The 19,715-nt window shown below is 53.5% G+C and carries 18 protein-coding genes; 10 read left to right on the plus strand and 8 right to left on the minus strand.

Annotation, left to right across the window (positions count from 1 at the left end; translation table 11 throughout):
• The first annotated feature begins 469 nt into the window (after positions 1–469).
• Positions 470–964 carry a hypothetical protein gene (locus K3T83_RS39820; protein ID WP_220208699.1) on the plus strand — a complete coding sequence of 165 codons (495 nt, stop codon included), beginning with the start codon at positions 470–472 and terminating at the stop codon, positions 962–964.
• A 191-nt stretch (positions 965–1,155) separates the two neighbouring features.
• On the opposite strand, the gene K3T83_RS39825 is transcribed toward K3T83_RS39820, so the two are convergent.
• The 3 genes from K3T83_RS39825 to K3T83_RS39835 form a co-directional block, all read right to left on the minus strand.
• Positions 1,156–1,674: a hypothetical protein gene (locus K3T83_RS39825; RefSeq protein WP_220208700.1), complete on the minus strand. Its 519-nt coding sequence runs from the start codon at positions 1,672–1,674 to the stop codon at positions 1,156–1,158.
• 350 nt (positions 1,675–2,024) lie between these two features.
• Positions 2,025–2,930, minus strand: coding sequence for a sugar phosphate isomerase/epimerase family protein (locus tag K3T83_RS39830; RefSeq protein WP_220208701.1), 906 nt, complete (start codon positions 2,928–2,930; stop codon positions 2,025–2,027).
• A gap of 359 nt (positions 2,931–3,289) precedes the next feature.
• Positions 3,290–4,612 carry an erythromycin esterase family protein gene (locus K3T83_RS39835; RefSeq protein WP_220208702.1) on the minus strand — a complete coding sequence of 441 codons (1,323 nt, stop codon included), beginning with the start codon at positions 4,610–4,612 and terminating at the stop codon, positions 3,290–3,292.
• Between the two features lie 272 nt (positions 4,613–4,884).
• On the opposite strand from K3T83_RS39835, the gene K3T83_RS39840 reads away from it, so the two are divergent.
• From K3T83_RS39840 to K3T83_RS39850, 3 genes are all read left to right on the plus strand, one after another.
• A complete protein-coding gene (locus K3T83_RS39840) occupies positions 4,885–5,187 on the plus strand; it encodes a hypothetical protein (RefSeq protein WP_220208703.1) in 303 nt (100 codons plus the stop codon).
• A 252-nt stretch (positions 5,188–5,439) separates the two neighbouring features.
• Positions 5,440–6,339 carry a phytanoyl-CoA dioxygenase family protein gene (locus K3T83_RS39845; protein WP_220208704.1) on the plus strand — a complete coding sequence of 300 codons (900 nt, stop codon included), beginning with the start codon at positions 5,440–5,442 and terminating at the stop codon, positions 6,337–6,339.
• A 456-nt stretch (positions 6,340–6,795) separates the two neighbouring features.
• Entirely contained in the window at positions 6,796–7,143 is a 348-nt protein-coding gene (locus tag K3T83_RS39850) for a hypothetical protein (RefSeq protein ID WP_220208705.1), read from the plus strand.
• A 72-nt stretch (positions 7,144–7,215) separates the two neighbouring features.
• Here the strand turns inward: K3T83_RS39850 and K3T83_RS39855 are convergent, their stop codons facing one another.
• The 3 genes from K3T83_RS39855 to K3T83_RS39865 all read right to left on the minus strand — a co-directional run bounded on the left by K3T83_RS39855 (position 7,216) and on the right by K3T83_RS39865 (position 11,082).
• Complete coding sequence (locus tag K3T83_RS39855) at positions 7,216–8,247, minus strand: N-acetylmuramoyl-L-alanine amidase (protein ID WP_220208706.1); 1,032 nt, start codon at positions 8,245–8,247, stop codon at positions 7,216–7,218.
• Positions 8,248–8,495: 248 nt separating this feature from the next.
• A complete protein-coding gene (locus K3T83_RS39860; protein ID WP_236065174.1) occupies positions 8,496–10,250 on the minus strand; it encodes an MFS transporter in 1,755 nt (584 codons plus the stop codon).
• Between the two features lie 70 nt (positions 10,251–10,320).
• Positions 10,321–11,082, minus strand: coding sequence for a cytidylate kinase-like family protein (locus K3T83_RS39865; RefSeq protein WP_220208708.1), 762 nt, complete (start codon positions 11,080–11,082; stop codon positions 10,321–10,323).
• Positions 11,083–11,347: 265 nt separating this feature from the next.
• Between K3T83_RS39865 and K3T83_RS39870 the strand changes: the two genes are divergently transcribed.
• The 4 genes from K3T83_RS39870 (at position 11,348) to K3T83_RS39885 (ending at position 16,431) form a co-directional block, all read left to right on the plus strand.
• Positions 11,348–12,238, plus strand: a complete 891-nt coding sequence (locus K3T83_RS39870) for a LysR family transcriptional regulator (protein ID WP_220208709.1) — start codon at positions 11,348–11,350, stop codon at positions 12,236–12,238.
• 89 nt (positions 12,239–12,327) lie between these two features.
• A complete protein-coding gene (locus K3T83_RS39875) occupies positions 12,328–13,329 on the plus strand; it encodes an RpnC/YadD family protein (protein ID WP_220208710.1) in 1,002 nt (333 codons plus the stop codon).
• Between the two features lie 161 nt (positions 13,330–13,490).
• Positions 13,491–14,003 (plus strand): VOC family protein, encoded by a 513-nt coding sequence (locus tag K3T83_RS39880; RefSeq protein WP_220208711.1) that lies wholly within the window; start codon positions 13,491–13,493, stop codon positions 14,001–14,003.
• A gap of 310 nt (positions 14,004–14,313) precedes the next feature.
• Positions 14,314–16,431, plus strand: coding sequence for an alpha-galactosidase D (locus K3T83_RS39885; RefSeq protein ID WP_220208712.1), 2,118 nt, complete (start codon positions 14,314–14,316; stop codon positions 16,429–16,431).
• Between the two features lie 109 nt (positions 16,432–16,540).
• Here K3T83_RS39885 and K3T83_RS39890 read toward each other — a convergent pair whose 3' ends face one another.
• Together K3T83_RS39890 and K3T83_RS39895 are read right to left on the minus strand one after the other, a co-directional pair.
• Entirely contained in the window at positions 16,541–17,239 is a 699-nt protein-coding gene (locus tag K3T83_RS39890; protein WP_220208713.1) for a DedA family protein, read from the minus strand.
• 279 nt (positions 17,240–17,518) lie between these two features.
• Positions 17,519–17,896, minus strand: a complete 378-nt coding sequence (locus tag K3T83_RS39895) for a hypothetical protein (RefSeq protein ID WP_220208714.1) — start codon at positions 17,894–17,896, stop codon at positions 17,519–17,521.
• Between the two features lie 218 nt (positions 17,897–18,114).
• Between K3T83_RS39895 and K3T83_RS39900 the strand changes: the two genes are divergently transcribed.
• Both K3T83_RS39900 and K3T83_RS39905 read left to right on the plus strand, forming a co-directional pair.
• Positions 18,115–19,014: a tetratricopeptide repeat protein gene (locus tag K3T83_RS39900; RefSeq protein WP_220208715.1), complete on the plus strand. Its 900-nt coding sequence runs from the start codon at positions 18,115–18,117 to the stop codon at positions 19,012–19,014.
• A gap of 275 nt (positions 19,015–19,289) precedes the next feature.
• Positions 19,290–19,634 (plus strand): antibiotic biosynthesis monooxygenase family protein, encoded by a 345-nt coding sequence (locus tag K3T83_RS39905; RefSeq protein WP_220208716.1) that lies wholly within the window; start codon positions 19,290–19,292, stop codon positions 19,632–19,634.
• Positions 19,635–19,715: the final 81 nt, after the last annotated feature.

Below are 19,715 nucleotides of genomic sequence, written 5' to 3' on the forward strand. Positions count from 1 at the left end.
CGTCTGCCAAATCCCCGCGCCCCCCTTTCGTAGATAGGCGGCAGCGAAAGCAAAACACTATGAGATTGGGCAGAACAAAGCTTCTTCCAGGTTGCACCAGAAACCTATAGAAGAAGAAAAGCTTACTCATTCATGATACTTCTCTTCTCCAGAAAAGTCCAGGTTTTTTCTCCATCGCCCCCAAAACCTACCTTTCTTTATCTCACTCCAGGTTGCCTGAGCAAAACAAGCTCATAAGAGAGTGCATCTGCAACCTCGTCGCCCTTTTTTGTATTGTACTGAGTGAAGAGAAGGAGCAACAATATTTCTCCGAGAGGGGAAAAGACTTTTCAATTGCCTGGCGATCATCCGATTTCCAGCCGGATCTGTTCAGATCCCTATGTGCTCGCTTCTCTCCTCTAGAAAACAATTGTTGAAAGAGCGATGAAAAGATGAGAGGACCCCTCCATCAGGTTAGAAAGGCATGGATATGCAAAACAAACTACGCTTCGCACTCCTCCTGAGCGTACTCTTCTGTAGCATGTTATTCTTTATGGCAACCTCTCCGCAGGCTTTTGCTTCTTCTTCCATCTCATCTGTGACAACTAGCTCAAACTTACTTCACGTCATGCAAAGGCCGCCGAGCAACGATTACACACGAGGCTACCGACAGGGGTACAACGATGCAGTGTATGATTGTAGTCGTACTAGTGGCAGAGTACAGCCCAAAAGTATCAACGATTACAACCGAGGATATACTGATGGGTACAACTATGCTCGCGCACACGACCGCGCCTGCACACAGAAACCGCCCCAACGCAACGATTACACACGAGGCTACCGACAGGGGTACAATGATGCAGTGTATGACTGTCTTCATCAAACCCGCAGAGCACAGCTCAAAAGCGTGAATGACTATAATCGGGGGTATACCGATGGGTACAACTATGCTCGCGCACACGACCGCGCCTGCACAAGACGGTAAGAGAGTGTTTTGCTCTCCCATCATACGGGCTTTTCATGTGTGCTTGCAAGTCGGGGAGGGATGCACCTTGCATATGCTTCTTGAGAGGCAGATTGAGGAATATGTGGGGCCGCCGGTGGTGGACCTGCACAGGTCCACCACCGGGTGAGGGCGCTGTTCGGCTACGCGTCAGCCCTCGTTGTACCTCCAGCTCACATCACGGCGATCTTCGCGACGCGCCGGGAGAGGTAGGACGGGAGCTTGTCGGACCACTCCGTGGCGATCCGGCTCGCCGTGACCGTCCTGGCATCGCCCAGCAGGTAGGCGGCGCCGTACTGGGAGTCGAAGAACTCCACCTCGGCACCGAAGCCCTCCTGGAACTTGCGGAGCACCTCCATGAACTGCTTCGCGTCGGTCCCGTCGGCGGTGTCGATGCTGATGTGCGTCTTGTAGAGCCAGCTCAGCAGGCTCCCGATCGAGTGCCGGTGCACGGCGATGCTGTCGATGCTCGCGTGCCACTGGTACGGGAAGGCGTCGTAGTTGAACCACCGCGTGACGATCTCGTGAGGCTTGATCGTGCCGTCGAACCAGGCACCGCCCTCCGAGTCGAGCGACGTGGTCTGAACGTCGAAGCCCTCCTGGAACGCGCGGAGCATCTCCATGAACTTGTCCATCTCCATCCCCGGGACCGGAGTGATGTGGACGCAGGTCGTGCGCTGCTCGTTGAGCATTGCTCCTCCTAGGAGCTGGTAGGGAATGAGCGAGTTCAACTTTCATCGTCTGTCAGGCAAGCAAGCAACAGCGCCTGGCACGTGTGTACCTAACTACAAGGCAACAACGACTGGCGCATGTACGACTCACTGACAAGGCAGGCGACTATCTCTCTGGGTATGAACCGGAACCTGGAAGGACCGAAACCAACCCGTAATGCATGAGAGAAACCTAACAAGGAAAAAGTAGCATAGTATGAGGGGGCACGTCAAGCCCTTTTTCATCCCTCTTTGGCCCCAAATAATGATTGAGAATGATAAGATACACCCTACAATTGGCCTGAAGCGCCGATTGTAGCGAACAATCTGTTTCAGAGTCCCAGGCCACGCAGATAGTTGCGACTGATCGTCGCGCTTTCCAGCGGCGTGGGCTTCTGCGTCACATCGGTCTCGACGATGAGCCAGCCTGAAAAGTTCTCCTGGCCCAGGATGTCGAAGATCGCAGGGAAGGAGACGCAGCCCTCTCCAAGCTCAACAAATATCCCGTGCTGCGAGAAGGTTTCGTAGTTCCAACCGGCCTCTCGTCCCTGTTCGCGCACGTTGGCATCAATATCTTTGATGTGGAGCGTCTTGATGCGTTGCACGTAATCGCGACAGAAAGCGACGGGATCGACGCCCGCCCAGGCAAGATGTCCGGTGTCTGGTCCCAGGAAAACAAGATTGGGATCGGTCAGATTGAGCAAGCGGTCGATCTCGTCGCGCGTCTCGATCACGGTGCCCACATGGTTGTGGAAGCAGCTGCGCACTCCGTGAGCGAGGGTGATTTCACCAACGCGATTGAGTGTTTCCGCGAAGACCTGATATTCCTCATCGGAGAGGCTATCTTCGGGCCGCACATGCCCGGCCTGTTCACGACGCACGCGCCCACTTCGAGTCACATAATCGAAGCCAGAGGGCGCGACATAAAGTTCTGTGCAACCAACGGCCTGCATAAAAGCAGCTTGAGCGCGTGCCTGCTCCAGAATCTCATCGCGCCGTTGTTTGTTCCAGAAATCGGTCCCAAAATATCCTGGTGCCGGTCGAAGTCCATGCTGGCGATACTGCTCTATGGTTTGTTGTGCCGAACCGCGTCCCGGTCCGGCGGGCGCGCCATCGTAGCCTGCCTGAGCGATCTCAACGAGCACCTGTTCTTCGGAGGCAAGCCGCTCAATACCATTCGGAGTAAATCTGATCCAGGTAATTTGACCACAGCCAACGAGGATATCGTGTAAAGGCATTCATTTCCTTCCCTTCATGGATATACAGTAATAGACTACCCCAATGCTAGCTATACTATACATCTCGTTTTCACATGACACTATGCATTGCTTCGTCGCTTGTCCATCGACAGAAATGTAGTTCGTTGTGGAGCGGCGGGTTCTCTTCTGCCAACTTCATCATCATACTAGCTCGACGCCTGGGATTGCAAGGAGCACACGACCCGATAATTAGCGCATCCGCTAAGTTCTCTGGGGGAAGGCGGAATATGGTAGGGGCGAGGACCAGCCATCGCCCCTGCCATATTCGGGTGCCGTTCGCTGCTCCATTTGCTGGATGCACCAATCATCTGAAATCAGCCGTATGGAGAAGCATGGCGTTATTCATCGGCGCTTGTGTTCAATTCCTCCAGCAACGGCCAACCCGAGCTATAGGTCGTTGAATCGAGGACAGCCAGCCAATCGAAATCGGTGAAGCTTCGAGGCGTAAGCGCGGAGTACGACGGGTTCTTCACGCTCCCGGAGCGAGTTGGAAGACTTGAGATTGGCAGTCCCTGACCCTGGTGAGTTGGAATAAAGCGCCCTGGCCCTGGCGCGGCAGTCAGCCGATTTTCAAGCGTGCCTGGCTCAGGCTGACCAATGCCATTGGCTAGCGATTCGCCCACTGCTGAGCCGATGACAGCGTAGCGCGAGCCAAACATCACATTGAGATGCGCTCCCACCGGCCACCAGGCCCACGAGTAGGAGTTCCCTTGCCATTCACCGTGCAATTCGGCTTTTGAGCGCTGAAGATGGCTGTTGTGCGCGAAAACTAGCACTTTCCCCCGGTCACGCTCACGTGACGCTATGCATGCCAGATTATCCGCCATGATCGCGTCACGGAGGGCCATCAGTCTGCTCATCCGTTCCTCTGACTGACGTGCTAAATCGGCATGATAGTTTAGCAGTAGCCGCGCCTCTAAAGCAAACTGCAAGGCCTCCAGGTAACGGATCTGGTCACTTTCCGCTACCAATTCAGGGCGACGTACACTCAGTTCTGCAATGAGTTCTTCCGTTGCGATACGCAGTGCAGCTGCCTGTGGTGAAAGACCGATTCCCTTTGTCGGGTCCATCATTGCTTCAGGGTTCTCCCAGGCAGCATCCTGACCAAGATGCGGCTCAATGCGACTGCGATACTTCTCGCCGCTGGCTTTATCAATCGCAGTAAGATAATCGAGAACAAAATGCAGGACGTGGCCTGGACTATCGGCACCTGTTATCTCGGTTGGACTGTCGAAGCCATAAAAATGAAGTTTGACAGGGTGGGAAGCGTTGTAGCTCCGCATCCATTCTACAAGTTCGCGATTGGCGTGGAGTTGGCCGAAGCGGTGGCTAAATCCGGTCTCATGCACCGCCTCATACGATGCCGGACCTCGGCCAGCAATATACTCGTTCACAGCGTGCGACATTGGGAAGCTGCTCTCGATGGCGATAGCACTGTAGCCATGCACTTCCACGAGGCGCTGAAACAGCTGGTTGCGCAGGATGAGCACATCCTTCCCACCGTGAAGCGCCTCTCCAAAGCCAAGCAACTCTACTGTATCGCCAAGCGAGGCGATCACCTTATCGACGGCGGCATTGAACGTTGCGGGCGAATTGAGAGAAAATGGAATTGCTTCATGCTCAATCCAGCTATCGAGCGTCATGTGTGTAGGGTTCGTCATTTGCTGCATCTCCTTTATTTTTCTGCTTTTCAGGACAACATCCCTACTCTACAACACCGATGCAAGAATGGAGGCCAGGAAAAAGAAAAAAGGCGTGCAGATGAGCACGCCAGGGTTCTATCAAGCTCAATATCCTTACTTTTTACATAAGGAAAGAGCAATCTTGATGGGGAAAGTCTTAACCAACGAGCTGAGGGTTTTACATGGCACTTTGCGCTACGCAATTATTGTGCATCTGGCAAATGAAGAGGGAATGGCTATGGAGACAGAGGATGTTGGGTCCGCCCGTAGCGACAAGGGGCGATCCAGGGGTCTTGGCGGGGGCCTTGCGCTTGTCGCTGCTGGGTCACGCTGCAACCGGGAAACCGACCAACGATGTGGCGAGGGCGACAAGCGCAAGGCCCCCACAGCCACTCCACACCACCCCTTGTCGCTACGAGTGGGGAGAACCTCTCTCGCTGAAACATTTGCCAGATGCCCTAATAAAGCTCAAACTCTTCGCCAACAAATATACTCCTGTATCACATTTAGTGCAAGCTGTTGTCAGGCATCTCCACAAACAACATTTGCTATAAAGATCTGCTCGCATAATAGTTGAAGCAGAGATGTGTAAATGTGTATAAATTGCACATATCTGCTTTCTCTTCTATAGATTATTACTCCAAAATCTGCCGTATCCTCACATAAAGGGAATAAAGCTCGTCTCGCAGCTTGTTCCTCAATTTGATGCATACCTCTTGCATCCACGACGTAAAAGATGCTATATGTGCAAATTGGACACGAGGAGCAAAGACGTTCTCGCCGCATATGGCGACATGGAGGTTTCAATGGATCTGAAAGTTCTCTCAGAAGCACAGGTCGAACACTTTATTGAGTATGGCTATGTGAAGCTCCCGGAGGCGTATCCGCGCGAGAAAGCGCTTGCAGTGCAGAATTATGTCTGGCAGCAGGTCGAGAAGCAGGGTGTACTCAGAAACGACCGTTCCACCTGGACGATTCCCAGGGTACATCTCAGAGAGGCGTATAGCACCCCGGTATTTCAAGAGTGCGCTACCCAACGTCTGGCCGATGCTATCGAAGATCTGATCGGGCGTGGACGCTGGGCTAAACGCGACAGCTACAAGATGGATGGCTGGGGCTGGTGGCCGGTCAACTTCTCGGTTGGCGCAGACAAGCCCTGGGATGTTCCCATTGGTGGCTGGCATTGGGACGGGCAACAGTTCCGTCATTATGTTGACAGCCCGGACCAGGGCTTGCTGCTCCTCTGCGTCTTTTCGGATGTCGCCGAACACGCAGGCGCAACCGTCGTCGCTGAAGGATCGCATAACCTCATCGCACGCTACTTGCAGCAGTTCCCTGATGGAATCGAACACAAGACGGCGTTGAACGACTTCAGGACGAGCCATCCCTGGATTGCTAAACTGGTAGGACACAGCGCGGATGGAGAACAAATAGACGAAGTAAACCGCATCGAGCAATTCATGTCTACGTATACGGATGCAGATGGCACGCGCCTGCGCGTGGCTGAGGCAACCGCGAATGCGGGAGATGTCTTCCTCTGCCATCCCTTCCTCTATCACGCCAGCGCGCAAAATCTTTCCGGGATACCGCGCTTCATGTGCAACCGCACTACGCCGCTGAAAGAGCGCATGAACTTTCACCGGAGCGATGGCGCATACTCTCCGGTCGAACTGAGCATTCGCCAGGCATTGAAGATCAACGACTAAAGATGTAGAGTTCTTACAGCCAAACCTGGTAATCTCATTCGTAGTGGAGCGATTTATCGCGTTGGGGCGGCCTGTCGTGCGGTTTCACCCACGCGATAAATCGCTCCACTACGAATGAGATTACTGCTTTTGAATAGAGAAATAGAAGAAAAGCTTCTCCCTGCAATATGGAGGCGCTTTTCTTCTTTTCATCGAGTGGACGCGGTGGCATTCGACATCAACGCTTGAGCAAGCGAACGAAGTAAAGGAAGTTGTGTGTGAACTGTGAGAACAGCGGGTTGACTTTTTCTCGTTGGCAATACACAATAAGTTATAGCGCATAACTCCTATATTCTAGTAACAGATCAATAGATGACCCATGTACTCTGATCCATATAGAGGACAACCTGCCGACAGCTTTGAATCTTTGTAAGACATCAGAGGAGAGCGTAGAATATAAAGAACAGGAGTCCGAAAATGGAACTGTACGATACGCTTCAGATTTGCCTGCTGGCCCTGGTGAGCCGATACCCGGAACATGTTGTAGACATAAATGAGTCCGTTATTGGGCAGCAAGAACTCGGGGCGGGAGGCTGGCTCGCATTCGACATGATCGAGTATTTAGCAACGACACACCCAGCATTGTTGGGCGCTACGGCTCACATGATAGTGAATCCACAGAAGAGCGAAATCTATCTGCTCGATTATGCTGAAGAGCAACCAGCATTTATAGTGCATTGTCGTGGGAAGATCCCCTGCTGCCAGGGGAACGTGGAAACACGCAGAATTACAGGAGCCTTGCTCGCAGGGAGAGCTTCTGCCTGACCCAAATGCACATAGAATTCCAGAGTTGATGCAAAATAATGCCTGTGCCGCTCTAACAATCAGGGGCATCAATTATAATTTTTCGACCAGAGGTTTGAGTGCTTTCAAAGCAAGTTCGCATTGAGCTGACAGACCAGTAGGAATATGTTTACTCTGATCTTGCAAACTGGCGACTTGCATACGCAAAGTATCAATATGCGGGTCCGCACCTGGCCCCTTATCGATATGTGCTGGATAACATGGGCCGGGCAATCCAGGGACGTTATCCACTTCATTATGGGGATCGTAGAGGATAACGCCACGCTCACAACGCTGAATCACGGAGAGCTTCGTGTTGGGAACACGGATCTCACCGGTCATGGGCAAACCAAAGATGGAAAGGCCATTCAAGCCGACCTGTCCAAAGCGACGATAGAAATCGAGGATGCCGTACGCGAGATCGTAATGATTGCCATCATAGGAACTGGGAACTTTGCTGCGCCAGCGTTTGTTCGGCTCAATCTCTTCAAAAAACTGGCTCACCTGCTGAATCTGTAACACACGCACCTCACTTTGCTTCAAGAAAGCCCACAGTTCATCCCAGGGATACGGACCGGGACAGCGCGAACGATTGACGGGATCCATTGAAAAATGGCCGGTAATGCCCCCATATTTCGTGGCATAGCGCCTGGGTATATCGTGCCGCTCACAGATATGTTGGATAAGCCGGAAGCTGGCCTGCTTCTGCGCATTGGTGAGCTGGTCGCTATTATCGATATGCGGCTTGACGTGTTCAATCGAGATCGTGATGAGGTTGGGATTAATCCCGGAATCCCACCAGGAATCGTGATGCACACCATCACCTCCCTGACCAGGGGGACCACTAATCACGCCATTAGCCCAGGGTGCGTCAGCCTCGCGCACACATTGACAGATCACACCATCGCGCCCGACCACATAGTTTGCACTGACCTGTGTTGAAGGCTCAGCGAAGTAGTGGGCAACGTCCTGCGCCGTCGTAAACCCTGCCGTCCCATGCAAGATGACGTAGTGCGGCTTGTATCCCTCGCGCTCGTTCCAATGATGTGGACTGGGAATCCACAATGCACCAGCTTCATCTGCCATACAATTTCTCCTCCCCTCACATGCCTGCACCGACCAGTATAGCAAAAAGTTGCAGAAATAGCAAACTCCTCATTTATCTGCTATACATAGATATAGTTATATATATTGTATTTACATATATGTGGGGAAGATGTATATTATGTAGGGATGCAAATCGAGCACCGATAGTCTGGATCAGACGAAAAAGTCGGCCCCACTTTGTGTGGGGCCGACTTCAAAGAAGAAACAGGCAAGCAGCGTGAAAGCAGTTATCGACGAGCCGACTCAGCAACGCTCAACGTGCTATCGGCGGCCTCGGCAATTGGAGGTGTGGCCAGGCGCTTCTCACGGACGAGCGACGCAATAGCCGCGATCAAACAGAGCACAGCGGCCAGGTAGAAGGCGATATGCAAACCGAGCATAAAGGGTCCAGCAATGAGATTGGGGAAGAAGCTCTTGCCCAACAGTTCCGTCTGGGTGGTCGCTGGCAGTTGATGCAGCACTGTTTGTGGGAGCATCGTCGCCATTGGATTATAGCCCAGGAAGGCCGCGAACAGGGCTGCCAGCGGTGGCAGGTGCGCAATCTGCTCGGCGATATTTGCTGGCAAACCCACCTGAGTCAATCCTGCCGAAAGAGCGGAGGGTAACAGAGACGCCAGACCAGCCGTGACGATACAGAAGAACATCGTCATACTGATAACCGAGGCTGCATTCTGGAAAGTCGCACGCATACCAGAGGCGACGCCGCGCTGGTCAGCCGGAACGCTGTTCATAACCGCCGTCGTGTTTGGCGCGGCAAACATACCCTGCCCTATACCCATCAACACCAGCAGAGCGGCAAACCAGACATAGTCAAAGTTATACGGCAACAGTGTTAGCAGCACAAAGCCAACCAGTTGCAATATCATTCCGATAGACGCAAAGGCACGAGCGCCGAAGCGGTCCGAAAGCTTGCCGCTGAGCGGTCCCATAATAACAAACCCGACCATCATCGGGAGCATATAGATACCGGCCCAGAGTGGCGTATCTTCATAGCTGTATCCGTGAAGCGGGAGCCAGACGCCCTGCAACCAGATAATCAGCATGAACTGTAAGCCGCCACGAGTCATGCCGCTCAACAGGTTAGCGATATTGCCAGCAGTGAACAGGCGAATCTTGAACAGTTGCAAACGAAACATCGGATTGCTGACACGCAGCTCAATCAATACAAAAGCGACCAGCAGAGCGAGGCCGACCACGATAGCAGCGATCACATAAGGATTGCCCCAGCCCATCGGACTGGTTCCATAAGGCTCGATGCCATAGGTAACGCCGATCAACAGGATCGTCAGGCCCAGGAGAAAAGTCAGGCTCCCCGGCCAATCGATCTGTTGCCGTGAGCGCACCTGCACCGTTTCGCGCAATTTCCAGTAGGCCCAGATGGTCCCGAAAACACCAAAGGGAATGCTGACCAGGAAAATGAGCCGCCAGTTCACAACTGCCAGCAGTCCGCCCAGGATCAGTCCGATAATCGAGCCGAGAATAGCGGCGATCTGATTAATGCCCATCGCCATACCGCGCTCGTGCTTCGGAAATGCATCCGTCAGAATGGCCGTACTGTTGGCAAAAAGGAAGCTACCACCGACGCCCTGAATCAAGCGGAAGAGGATCATCAACATCGCTGCCGTATCACCCGATCCCGGCGTTAAAAAGAGCAGAATGCTGCCCAGCGTGAAGATTGCAAAACCAAGATTATATAATTTGACGCGTCCGAACATATCGGAGATGCGTCCAAAGACAACAACTAGCGTGGCTGTGATCATCATATATCCGAGCAGCATCCAGAGCAGATAGTTTGTCTCGCCTGGAGCTAGCGGATTGATGCCAATGCCATTAAAGATTGCGGGTAAGGCAATCAAGACGATATTTGAGTTGATCGTCGCCATCAAAATACCCAGAGTGGTATTTGAGAGCGCGATCCATTTGTAGTTCGGTCCCAGGTCAGTGGGCGCTGACTGCCGTTGCACAGCAGATGATTGTACCAACGAAAACTCTCCCTTCTTGTCTAGCAGGCGGGGCAAAGCTGCCCACCCATAACTGGTGAGGCATCGCCATTTAGCGTTGTGCATCAGGAGTCTGGAGCTGGATATCGCCAGGATGACCCGGATAACGATTCAGGCCCGCTCCCGGTCCGAGTTCCGCCGTGGGAAGAGAGAGACGCTGTGCTTTGCGCTCCAGAGCAAACAGGATCAGATCAACACAGGAGTCCAGGTCCAGTACACCAGTATTGATTACCAGATCGTACAGGCGCGGATCAAAACCATCGAAATGATGCATCTCTTTGAGGGCGCGAATGCGCTCGTGGTCCTTGTGCGCAATGCGATCCTGTGCCGCCGCCTGATCCAGATTCTCGCGCCGCATCACATAGGAGATGCGCAGATCAAGCGGGGCAACGATCAGTACGCGCAGTACATCACGATGAGAGGCCAACAGCGCTTGCGACCCGCGCCCAACAATGACGACCTGGCTGAGCGAGGCCGCAACCTGAATAATCTGGCTGAGCGCCTGCTGATATGCCTTCTCGTTAACAGGTTTGACGATATCTTCATAGGTATCTTGCAAGAGAGGTGTCTGTGGCCCCGCATACTGCATCGCTTCTAGCAAGCGAGTGGTAAAGCTCTCAACGTGTTCGTCGTGGGCCTCGGCTTCTTCTTCTGAAATGCCTAATTTCTGGGCCACACGCTGAACGATCTGATGGTCGAGCAATTGCCAGTGCAGCCGTTGTGCCAGTTGTCGCGCAATCTCGCCACCACCACTACCATATTCCCTGGCGATGGTGATTGCACGCATGGAGGCTTGTTCTTGTTCGTTGCTCATAACGGCTCCGTCCTTTATTTCAATACATGAATAAAGAAAGTAATGATAATTAACAGTGTTGAATAAAAAATCGCGCTTCCCTTGCTCTCGTTATTGCCACATTGCACTGGTTGAGAGATGTCCATTCTCTATTCAGGGGAGGTCTGGTTGCATAGGCGCAGAATCATTGCACTTTCAATTGTACTCTTGTTCTCTCATAACGTCCAATATATAATTACCTATAAATTCATAGGTGCAGAACTATAAATTAGCGGGAGAGAGCGGCATGGACCTGTTACAACTGAAGTACTTTCAAACGGTGGCACGACTGGAACACATGACGAAGGCGGCGCGTCAGCTTTCTATCGCACAGCCCTCGCTCAGCCAGACGATTGCGCGGCTGGAAGAAGAGCTGGGGGTGCCGCTCTTTGATCGCAAGGGGCGGGAAATTCGGCTCAACCAGTTTGGCACGGTCTTTTTGCGGCGGGTTGAGCGCATCTTTGGCGAGCTTGAGGATGCCCGGCACGAGATTGCTGATCTCGCGGGTATGGAGCATGGTCGTATCGCGCTAGCGGTCGTCATCCCTCAGATCTTGCCGGACCTGTTGCGCTCCTTCCTTGCCGAGCATCCACACGTCAGTTTTCATCTCTTTCACCAGCACTCTTCAGAGACAGTACAGCAGCAATTGGAGCAGGGGGAGATCGATCTCTGCATTACGTCGCCGCCGATCGAGCAGGCAGGCATTGGCTGGACCAGCTTAATGAAAGAAGAGATTTATCTAATGGTGCCGCCAAACCATCGGTTAGCGAACCGTACCAGCATTCACCTGCGCGAGGTTGAGCATGAGCCGTTTGTCAGCTTGAAGCCGGGCAGCACCATGCGCGACCTCACGGACAACTGTTGTCGGCAAGCGGGTTTTGTGCCTCGGGTAGCGTTTGAGGGTGACGAGCCATCGACCCTGCGCGGACTGGTCACGGCTGGCCTGGGCGTAGCTTTCATCTCCGAACTGGTGTTACGAACCGTCGTTGATCCCGCTGCCATCGTGCCATTGCGCATCGAAGAGCCACGCTGCGACCGCATCATCGGGCTGGCCTGGCGCAAAGAGCATTACCTCTCGCAGGCAGCGCAATATTTCCGCGATTTCGTCATTCAGTATTTCAAAAATATTGAAGAATAAGTACTATTCTGAGAGTCACTTCTTGTATTTATTATCGGTCGCGCTATACTAGAGACGTGATGTTGATGTTAGTAAGGGGGTACACCCACATGTCTCAAGAGCCATTTAAGCGCGATCAAAAGTACGATACATCCTTGAAATCGTTAGTACAGGAACACGCCGCCGAAATACTGCCCTGCCTGTGTCCAGGTGTTGTATTCGAGCGCGAACTCGATATCGAGATTATCCGTCCTACCATGCGGGCCGATAGGGTCTATCTGGTCTGGTATCGTAATGCCTGGCACATTCTCCATATCGAGTTCGAGTCAAGCAATGCTGATGAAGAACTGGCCGCACGCCTGCATACCTATAATGCGGTCATCTACCAGAAGCACAAACTTCCAGTGCTCTCGATTATCATCTATCCTTTTAAAGCTACCATGCCGGTTTCACCTTTGTGCATCAAAAGCGGAGACGAAGATCTCCTCACTTTTCATTACCGGACACTCGCGCTGTGGGAACTCGACGCACACCAGTACGTTCGAGAACACAATCTCGCCATGTATGTGCTGTTGCCAACAATGGAAAGTGCCGATGCACCATTGATCTTGCAAGCTATACAAGAAATGGAGGATAATTATAGGGAAGAAACAACAAAGTTCTACCAACAACTGATCTGGATGGAAATTCTCATGCGTCGCTCCGGCGCGATGTCAGCCGAAGCGAAAGAGACAGTATACGGGAGGTTGAGCATGTTTGAGCGAATTTGGGATGAAGATCCTAAAGTCCAGGCTATCACGGCTGAGGCCAAAAAGAAAGGTTGGCAACAGGGGATCGAACAGGGGATCGAACAGGGGATCGAACAGGGGATCGAACAGGGGATTGAGAAAGGAATTAAGAAGGGCATCGAGAAGGGGATAACGAAAGGCGAGATAAAAACGTTGCGCTCTACAACACTCGCGGTGGTCTCTGCTCATTTTCCCAACTTGCTGGAACTGGCAGAGCGTCAACTGGCCCAGATCGACGATCCCGCCAGGCTTCAGCAGCTTTTTAACCAGATCCTTACCGCTCCCAACGGAGATGTTGTATACAAACTGCTCAACAATCAATAGCCTGATGACCTACAAAGCGAATATCGCAATTCGGGGCTATCCTATACAAATACGGGATAGCCCTGAATTATTCGGCTCAAACCTTAAAACAAGGGTCGCTCCTGTCCTTCTTCGAGGGTAAACTCTATCTATTGGAACACATCTCAAGAAGGAGCATTTATATGACGGCAGATCCCAATACAGTGCAACCAATCCCTGAAGGTTATCATACAGTGACGCCCTGGATCATTTCCAGAGATACAAACAGGCTGCTTGAATTTGTGAAACAAGCGTTTGGAGCAGAAGAGTTGGGCCGCGTCTATGTCGAGAATGGCGCTATCGGCCACGCCGAGTTCAAAATTGGCACCTCTATCGTCATGGCATTTGACGCGAAAGAGGGGTGGCCGGACACTCCGTGCTTCCTGCGCCTCTATGTCCCTGATGGCGATGCCGTCTACCGGCAAGCGCTTTCTGCCGGAGCCACGCCCGTTACCGAACCGACAAACATGTTCTGGGGAGACCGAGGTGGTCGTGTGCGCGATCCATTTGGCAACGTCTGGTGGATTCAGACTCACGTTGAGGATGTTGACTCTCAAGAGATGGAAAAGCGAGCTACAGAGAAGCAATACCTCGATGCTATGCGCTATGCCCAGGAGTCTTTTGACCGCGAAATGAGCAACCGGGGAACCAAATAGAATTGCCGCTTCCTCCTGAAACGTCTGGCAGTCAGTATTGTAGGAGTATTATACCCGTATTGTAGGGGCGATGACTTGCCCTCGCCCTGGGTGGCAGCATCACGGCATGTGCAGCAGGACGAGGACCAGCCATCGCCCCTACAATATTCGGTTGTCGAAGCGCCACCCGCAAGGGGTTGTCTCTACTGGTCTAGACATCTTGATAACTTCCTACGCCTATGGTATGCTTGAGATGATACTGCTCACCCTTCATACTGTGTTCCCCAAGTAACAAGCCTGTAGACATCAGATAGGAATCAGGGAGGATTCTATGATGAAGCAAGGTTTTCGTTTCCTTTACCGCTTTGCAGCTACGTTCGCTCTCGTTGTCCTCATCTCAGGATGCACATTCACAGCTTTGACTCTCTTTGTACAGCCTCCAACAGCACACGCCTCTAGCAATGGACTGGCTAACAAGCCGCTGCTGGGCTGGAGCAGTTGGAGTTCCATTCGTTCCAGTCCCACCGAGGCCAAAATCGAAGCTCAGGCGCAGGCAATGTCCAGCACGCTCAAGTCACACGGCTACAACTACATCGATATGGACGATTTCTGGTATCTCAACCCCTCCACGACTGTTGATCAATATGGACGCTGGGTGCCCGATTCCAACAAATTTCCCGATGGCATCGCGGGTCTAGCCAGCTACATTCACGGGCTGGGCCTCAAGTTTGGCATCTATCTCACACCCGGCATCCCGGTGGCGGCTGTCAAACAAAACACGCCCATTCAAAATACCAGCTACCACGCGCAGGATATCGCCGACACCAGCAAGTACGAAACAAATTACAACTACGGCTCCGGCATCATGTACTACATCGATTACAGCAAGCCAGGAGCGCAGGAGTTCGTCAACTCATGGGCCAATCAGCTTGCGGGATGGGGCGTCGATTTTCTCAAGATCGATGGCGTCGGCAACAACGACATCAGCGACATCCAGGCGTGGAACAAGGCATTACAGCAATCCGGGCGACAGATCTATTTTCACTTATCAAACAGCCTGGATATCAATAATGTCAGTACATGGCGAGCCAACGCCAATGGATGGCGCATCTCCGGCGACGTTGAGTGCTATTGCTCAACACTCGTGACCTGGGGCAGCGTCTCCTCACGCTTCAATCAGGCTCCTCAATGGGTTGCATGGGGAGGTCCGGGCGGCTGGAACGATCTGGACTCGCTCGACGTTGGCAATGGCAGCAAGGACGGCCTGACCAACGACGAACGGCAGAGCGTAATGACTCTCTGGAGTATCTCAGCGGCTCCACTCTATGTCGGCGACGACCTGACGACGCTCGATAGCTACGGACAGAGCCTTTTGACCAACGACGAGGTGCTGGCAATCGATCAGAGCGGCGTGGTTGGAGCGCCCCTCGTGCCGAACGCGACCACGCAGGTCTGGCGCGCCTATCAGCCCGATGGCTCCTACGCGGTGGCCCTCTTTAATCTAGGGTCAACCAGCGCGCCGGTGACGGTGAATTGGGGCGATCTGGGCTTCGCGGGTGCCGCCAGCGTGCGCGACCTCTGGAGCCGTAGCAATCTCGGCACCTTCTCGAACAGCTTTAGCGCCACCTTGAACAGCCATGCCTCGCGCCTGCTCAAGATCGTGCCTGCCAGCGCAAATACAGCACTTTCCTATGAGGCCGAGGCAACCGCCAACACACTGAGCGGTGGCGCGCGTGTCCTCTCCTGCTCCGGCTGTTCGGGCGGCAGTACCGTTGGCTATGTCGGCAACGGCGGCGTCCTGACCTTTAACAATATCTCCGCCAACGCAACGGGAGCCTATGCACTGACCATCGCGTATGCTTCGGGCGAGGATCGCTACTCCAATATAAGCGTCAACGGCGGGGCAAACAGCCTGTTGCGCTTCGCCAGCACGGGCAGCTTTACCACTGTGGGTAAGCTCGTCGTCACGGTCAATCTCAACGCCGGCAACAATACCATCGCCTTCAGCAATGCAAGCGGCTGGGGGCCGGATTTCGACCGCATCACGCTGCCACCTCGCCTCAACCTGACGTTCTATGAAGCCGAGGCATCTTCAAATACGATTGCGGGCGGCGCGAGCATCAGCAATTGCACCGGCTGTTCAGGCGGCAAAAAGGTTGGCTACGTTGGCAGCGGCGGAACACTGACCTTCAACGGAGTCAACGCGAGCAGTGCTGGCACGCATACCCTGGTCATCTATTATCTCGACGGTGACAGTGGGCGCACGGCCAATCTCAGCATCAACGGCGGCTCGGCAACCACGCTCAACTTCCCAGGCACCAACGGCGGCGACTGGAATACCGTCTATACCTATAGTGTCATGGTCAATCTCAACGCTGGCAACAATACTATCGCCTTCGCAAATAGTGCAGCCTATGCGCCCGATTTTGATCGCATTGGAATCGCATAATTAGTGTATCCACGCAATCCTCCGAGGAAAGCCGAATATGGGAGGGCGAACCGTCGCCTATGTTGCCCCTCCCATATTCGGGTAGCCCTGTTGGGCCGGCGGGGTGCTCTCATGACTTTCGTCTCTTTGCTCTTTTACGGCGGATGTAGATGACGGCAATGATGATTGCCACTACAAACGCGATCACGCCCGCGAGCGACCAAGAGACCGTTTTTACCAGGTGCTCAACCATAGAAAAATTGTTGTAGAAAACACGACCAGCGTAGTAGCCCAGGAGTCCATAGATGGTGGCCCACAGGATGCCGCTAACAACGTTGTAGATGAAGAAGATACGCCAGTTCATGTGGTTGACACCCGCCAGGAAAGCGGTCCAGGTGCGCAGTACTGCAATAAAGCGACCGAAGAAGACGGCTTTGTTCCCATGCTTCGCGAAAAAGCGTTCAGCCCGCTCCAGATGCTCAGGCTTCAGAAAGATATAGCGACCGTAGCGCTCGATGACAGCCTTGCCGCCTGTGCGCCCGATATGATAGCCGATGTTGTCCCCAACAATGGCACCTAATGAGGCACAGGCAATGATAATGGATATCTGGAGACGGTTGGTGGTAGCGGCATAGAAAGAGGCGAGCAGCAGCATGGTCCCACCGGGGAAGGGGATACCAGAACACTGGATCATGACAAAGAGGGCAACAGCTGGATAGCCCAGCGTATTGAGCGCATCCCGTAGTATCGTCAGCACATCGAGCGCAACCAACATCTGGCCAGGTGGGGTGAGTACACGGGCTGCTACTATGGATAGCTGATGGATCATAGCACCTCCTTCCAGAGAAAGAACCGCTTTAAAAACGGCGACTGCTTTCATCCGCTCCCCCCTTTGCTCGTGTGACGATGAACACCATTTCTCTGCTAGTGTACGTCAGTCATAGTTGAAAAGACATCGCTCTTTTGAGTGATGTTGATCGTCCATCGTTTGAGCGAACAGGAATTCCTGTCATTTCTCAGATAAGGAGCTGGCGCTTTTGTATCATAAACTTGCCCAGGATTAGCTTGAGAAGCGCGCTCCAGACGATTTTCGAAAACAGGTTCTCTCTCATAATCTGGCGTGGCATTGTAGCTCGTCTATTTGACGCTGTCCAGAAGTACTGATCGTCCTTTCCCCAACAGTCTCCAGCGTCAGGGCTTTCCAATTCTCCCATCTAGCGGGAGTGCAGAGGGCGGCAGCCCTTTGCCGGGGTGCAGGGTGTCCCCGCAAAAAACCTTTTTTCTTCTCTTTTGCGCGCCGTCGCAGGCGGCGCGCGAAGGAGGGAAGGAAACTGGGGACACCCCAGACCCCGGCAGGGAGACCCTGCACCCCTTTGAGCGGAGAACTGGAAAGCCCTGTCTCCAGCGTCAGGGCTTTCCAATTCTCCCATCTAGCGGGAGTGCAGAGGGCGGCAGCCCTCTGCCGGGGTGCGGGGTGTCCCCGCAAAAACCTTTTTTCTTCTCTTTTGCGCGCCGCCGCAGGCGGCGCGCGAAGGAGGGAAGGAAACTGGGGACACCCCAGACCCCGGCAGGGAAACCCTGCACCCCTTTGAGCGGAGAACTGGAAAGCCCTGTCTCCAGCGTGCCCTGGATTGATCAACCCAACCTCATGAATTATAATGGCTTCACAGAGATTCGACCCGCTCTTTGGTGGATGGAGCAAGCATGAAACGTGCCGCCAACCCGGCGACCCTCTGTTTGAAACGTTTTTTGCCAGGGGAGAGCGTCTCCTTGCAGGAGTCCACCTTGCTCCAGCGGGCGAGCGCTCTTGAGATCATTGAGTGGTTCTCCCTGGAAAGGAATAGATACATGGAATCACCACAGCCGCAGACCAAAGAACAATGGGTGCAGGAAGGCAATGTTCACGCCGCCTTCCACGAGTACCAGCAAGCTATTGCCGCCTATGAGCAGGCTCTTCGTCTCGATCCCAGCTATGTCCGGGCCTACCACAACCGCGGGGCCGCCTATGCTGATCTCAAAGACTACCAGCAGGCTATCGCCGACTTTGACCAGGCCCTCCGCCTTGCTCCCGACTCTCCCGCCACCCACTACAACCGCGGGGCCGCCTATATTGATCTCAAAGACTACCAGCAGGCTATCGCCGACTTTGACCAGGCCCTCCGCCTCGATCCCGGCAATGCCCACGCCTACTACAACCGAGGTTGCGCGTATATAGCCCTCAACGAGTACCAGCAGGCTATCGCCGACTTTGACCAAACCCTCCGCCTCGATCCCAGCTCTGCCGACGCTTACTACAACCGAGGCAACGCGTACGCCGCCCTCCATGGATACCAGCAGGCTATCGCCGACTTTGACCAGGCTCTGGCCCTTGATCCCAGCAATGCCCACATCTACCACAACCGAGGCGCGGCGTACGCGACGCTCCAGGGCTACCAACAGGCCTTGGCCGACTTTGACCAGGCCCTGGCCCTTGATCCGACCCACGCACGCGCCCACTATCACCGAGGGCGTGTGCTTCAACACCTCGGCAGACAGGCCGAGGCACACCACGCCTTTCAACAAGCCGAATCCCTTGGGTATGAAGAAGCAAGAGAGATCCTGTAGTCAGCCGTGCAGGAGGAAGGCCAAAAGCCTGGAGTGCCGGTGACGTTCCCAGCACGCCCGCTCGGTCGGCGGACCGGAGGCGAAACCTCTGAAGCGGGAAAGTCTCAAAGCAATAGAGAGAAACATGTGAGCGCCCTCACCATGGTGGTACACCAGATCCGTTCGACAAAATCAGAGGCGACATGGAGTTACAGTCCTTCGATTGGACTTATGACAAAACAGCCCCTATACTGTTCTTGTATCACCCTTTTGAGATCAGAACAGGAGGAAATATCATGATTGCCGTTATCTTTGAAGTCTGGCCCGCCGATGGACGCAAGCAGGAGTACCTTGATATTGCGGCCCATCTGCGGCCCCTGCTCGATAGCATCGATGGCTTCATCTCAATAGAACGCTTTGAAAGCCTATCCGAACCTGGCAAAATCCTCTCGCTCTCCTTCTGGCGCGATGAGCAAGCGGTCGCCGCATGGAGGCAACTTGGCGAGCATCGCATTGCACAGGCGCAGGGGCGAGCAGGAATTTTTCGCGATTATCACCTCAGAATTGCTGGCGTCATCAGAGATTACGGGATGTTCCAGCGCGAACAGGCACCAGTTGATAGCCGTGAGGTGCATGGCTAAGCTTGTATAGCCGAGTACAATACAATAAGGAGGAAGTTCTTGGATATCTAAATGTATCCACGCGAACTCATCAAGAGCGTA

Source organism: Reticulibacter mediterranei, assembly GCF_016587455.1.

What these genes read in the sequence shown, in the direction of transcription:
- K3T83_RS39820 (WP_220208699.1), top strand. Translation starts at nt 470, where the DNA reads ATGCAAAACAAACTACGCTTCGCACTCCTCCTGAGCGTACTCTTCTGT.
- K3T83_RS39825 (WP_220208700.1), bottom strand. Translation starts at nt 1,674, where the DNA reads ATGCTCAACGAGCAGCGCACGACCTGCGTCCACATCACTCCGGTCCCG.
- K3T83_RS39830 (WP_220208701.1), bottom strand. Translation starts at nt 2,930, where the DNA reads ATGCCTTTACACGATATCCTCGTTGGCTGTGGTCAAATTACCTGGATC.
- K3T83_RS39835 (WP_220208702.1), bottom strand. Translation starts at nt 4,612, where the DNA reads ATGACGAACCCTACACACATGACGCTCGATAGCTGGATTGAGCATGAA.
- K3T83_RS39840 (WP_220208703.1), top strand. Translation starts at nt 4,885, where the DNA reads ATGTTGGGTCCGCCCGTAGCGACAAGGGGCGATCCAGGGGTCTTGGCG.
- K3T83_RS39845 (WP_220208704.1), top strand. Translation starts at nt 5,440, where the DNA reads ATGGATCTGAAAGTTCTCTCAGAAGCACAGGTCGAACACTTTATTGAG.
- K3T83_RS39850 (WP_220208705.1), top strand. Translation starts at nt 6,796, where the DNA reads ATGGAACTGTACGATACGCTTCAGATTTGCCTGCTGGCCCTGGTGAGC.
- K3T83_RS39855 (WP_220208706.1), bottom strand. Translation starts at nt 8,247, where the DNA reads ATGGCAGATGAAGCTGGTGCATTGTGGATTCCCAGTCCACATCATTGG.
- K3T83_RS39865 (WP_220208708.1), bottom strand. Translation starts at nt 11,082, where the DNA reads ATGAGCAACGAACAAGAACAAGCCTCCATGCGTGCAATCACCATCGCC.
- K3T83_RS39870 (WP_220208709.1), top strand. Translation starts at nt 11,348, where the DNA reads ATGGACCTGTTACAACTGAAGTACTTTCAAACGGTGGCACGACTGGAA.
- K3T83_RS39875 (WP_220208710.1), top strand. Translation starts at nt 12,328, where the DNA reads ATGTCTCAAGAGCCATTTAAGCGCGATCAAAAGTACGATACATCCTTG.
- K3T83_RS39880 (WP_220208711.1), top strand. Translation starts at nt 13,491, where the DNA reads ATGACGGCAGATCCCAATACAGTGCAACCAATCCCTGAAGGTTATCAT.
- K3T83_RS39885 (WP_220208712.1), top strand. Translation starts at nt 14,314, where the DNA reads ATGATGAAGCAAGGTTTTCGTTTCCTTTACCGCTTTGCAGCTACGTTC.
- K3T83_RS39890 (WP_220208713.1), bottom strand. Translation starts at nt 17,239, where the DNA reads ATGATCCATCAGCTATCCATAGTAGCAGCCCGTGTACTCACCCCACCT.
- K3T83_RS39900 (WP_220208715.1), top strand. Translation starts at nt 18,115, where the DNA reads ATGAAACGTGCCGCCAACCCGGCGACCCTCTGTTTGAAACGTTTTTTG.
- K3T83_RS39905 (WP_220208716.1), top strand. Translation starts at nt 19,290, where the DNA reads ATGATTGCCGTTATCTTTGAAGTCTGGCCCGCCGATGGACGCAAGCAG.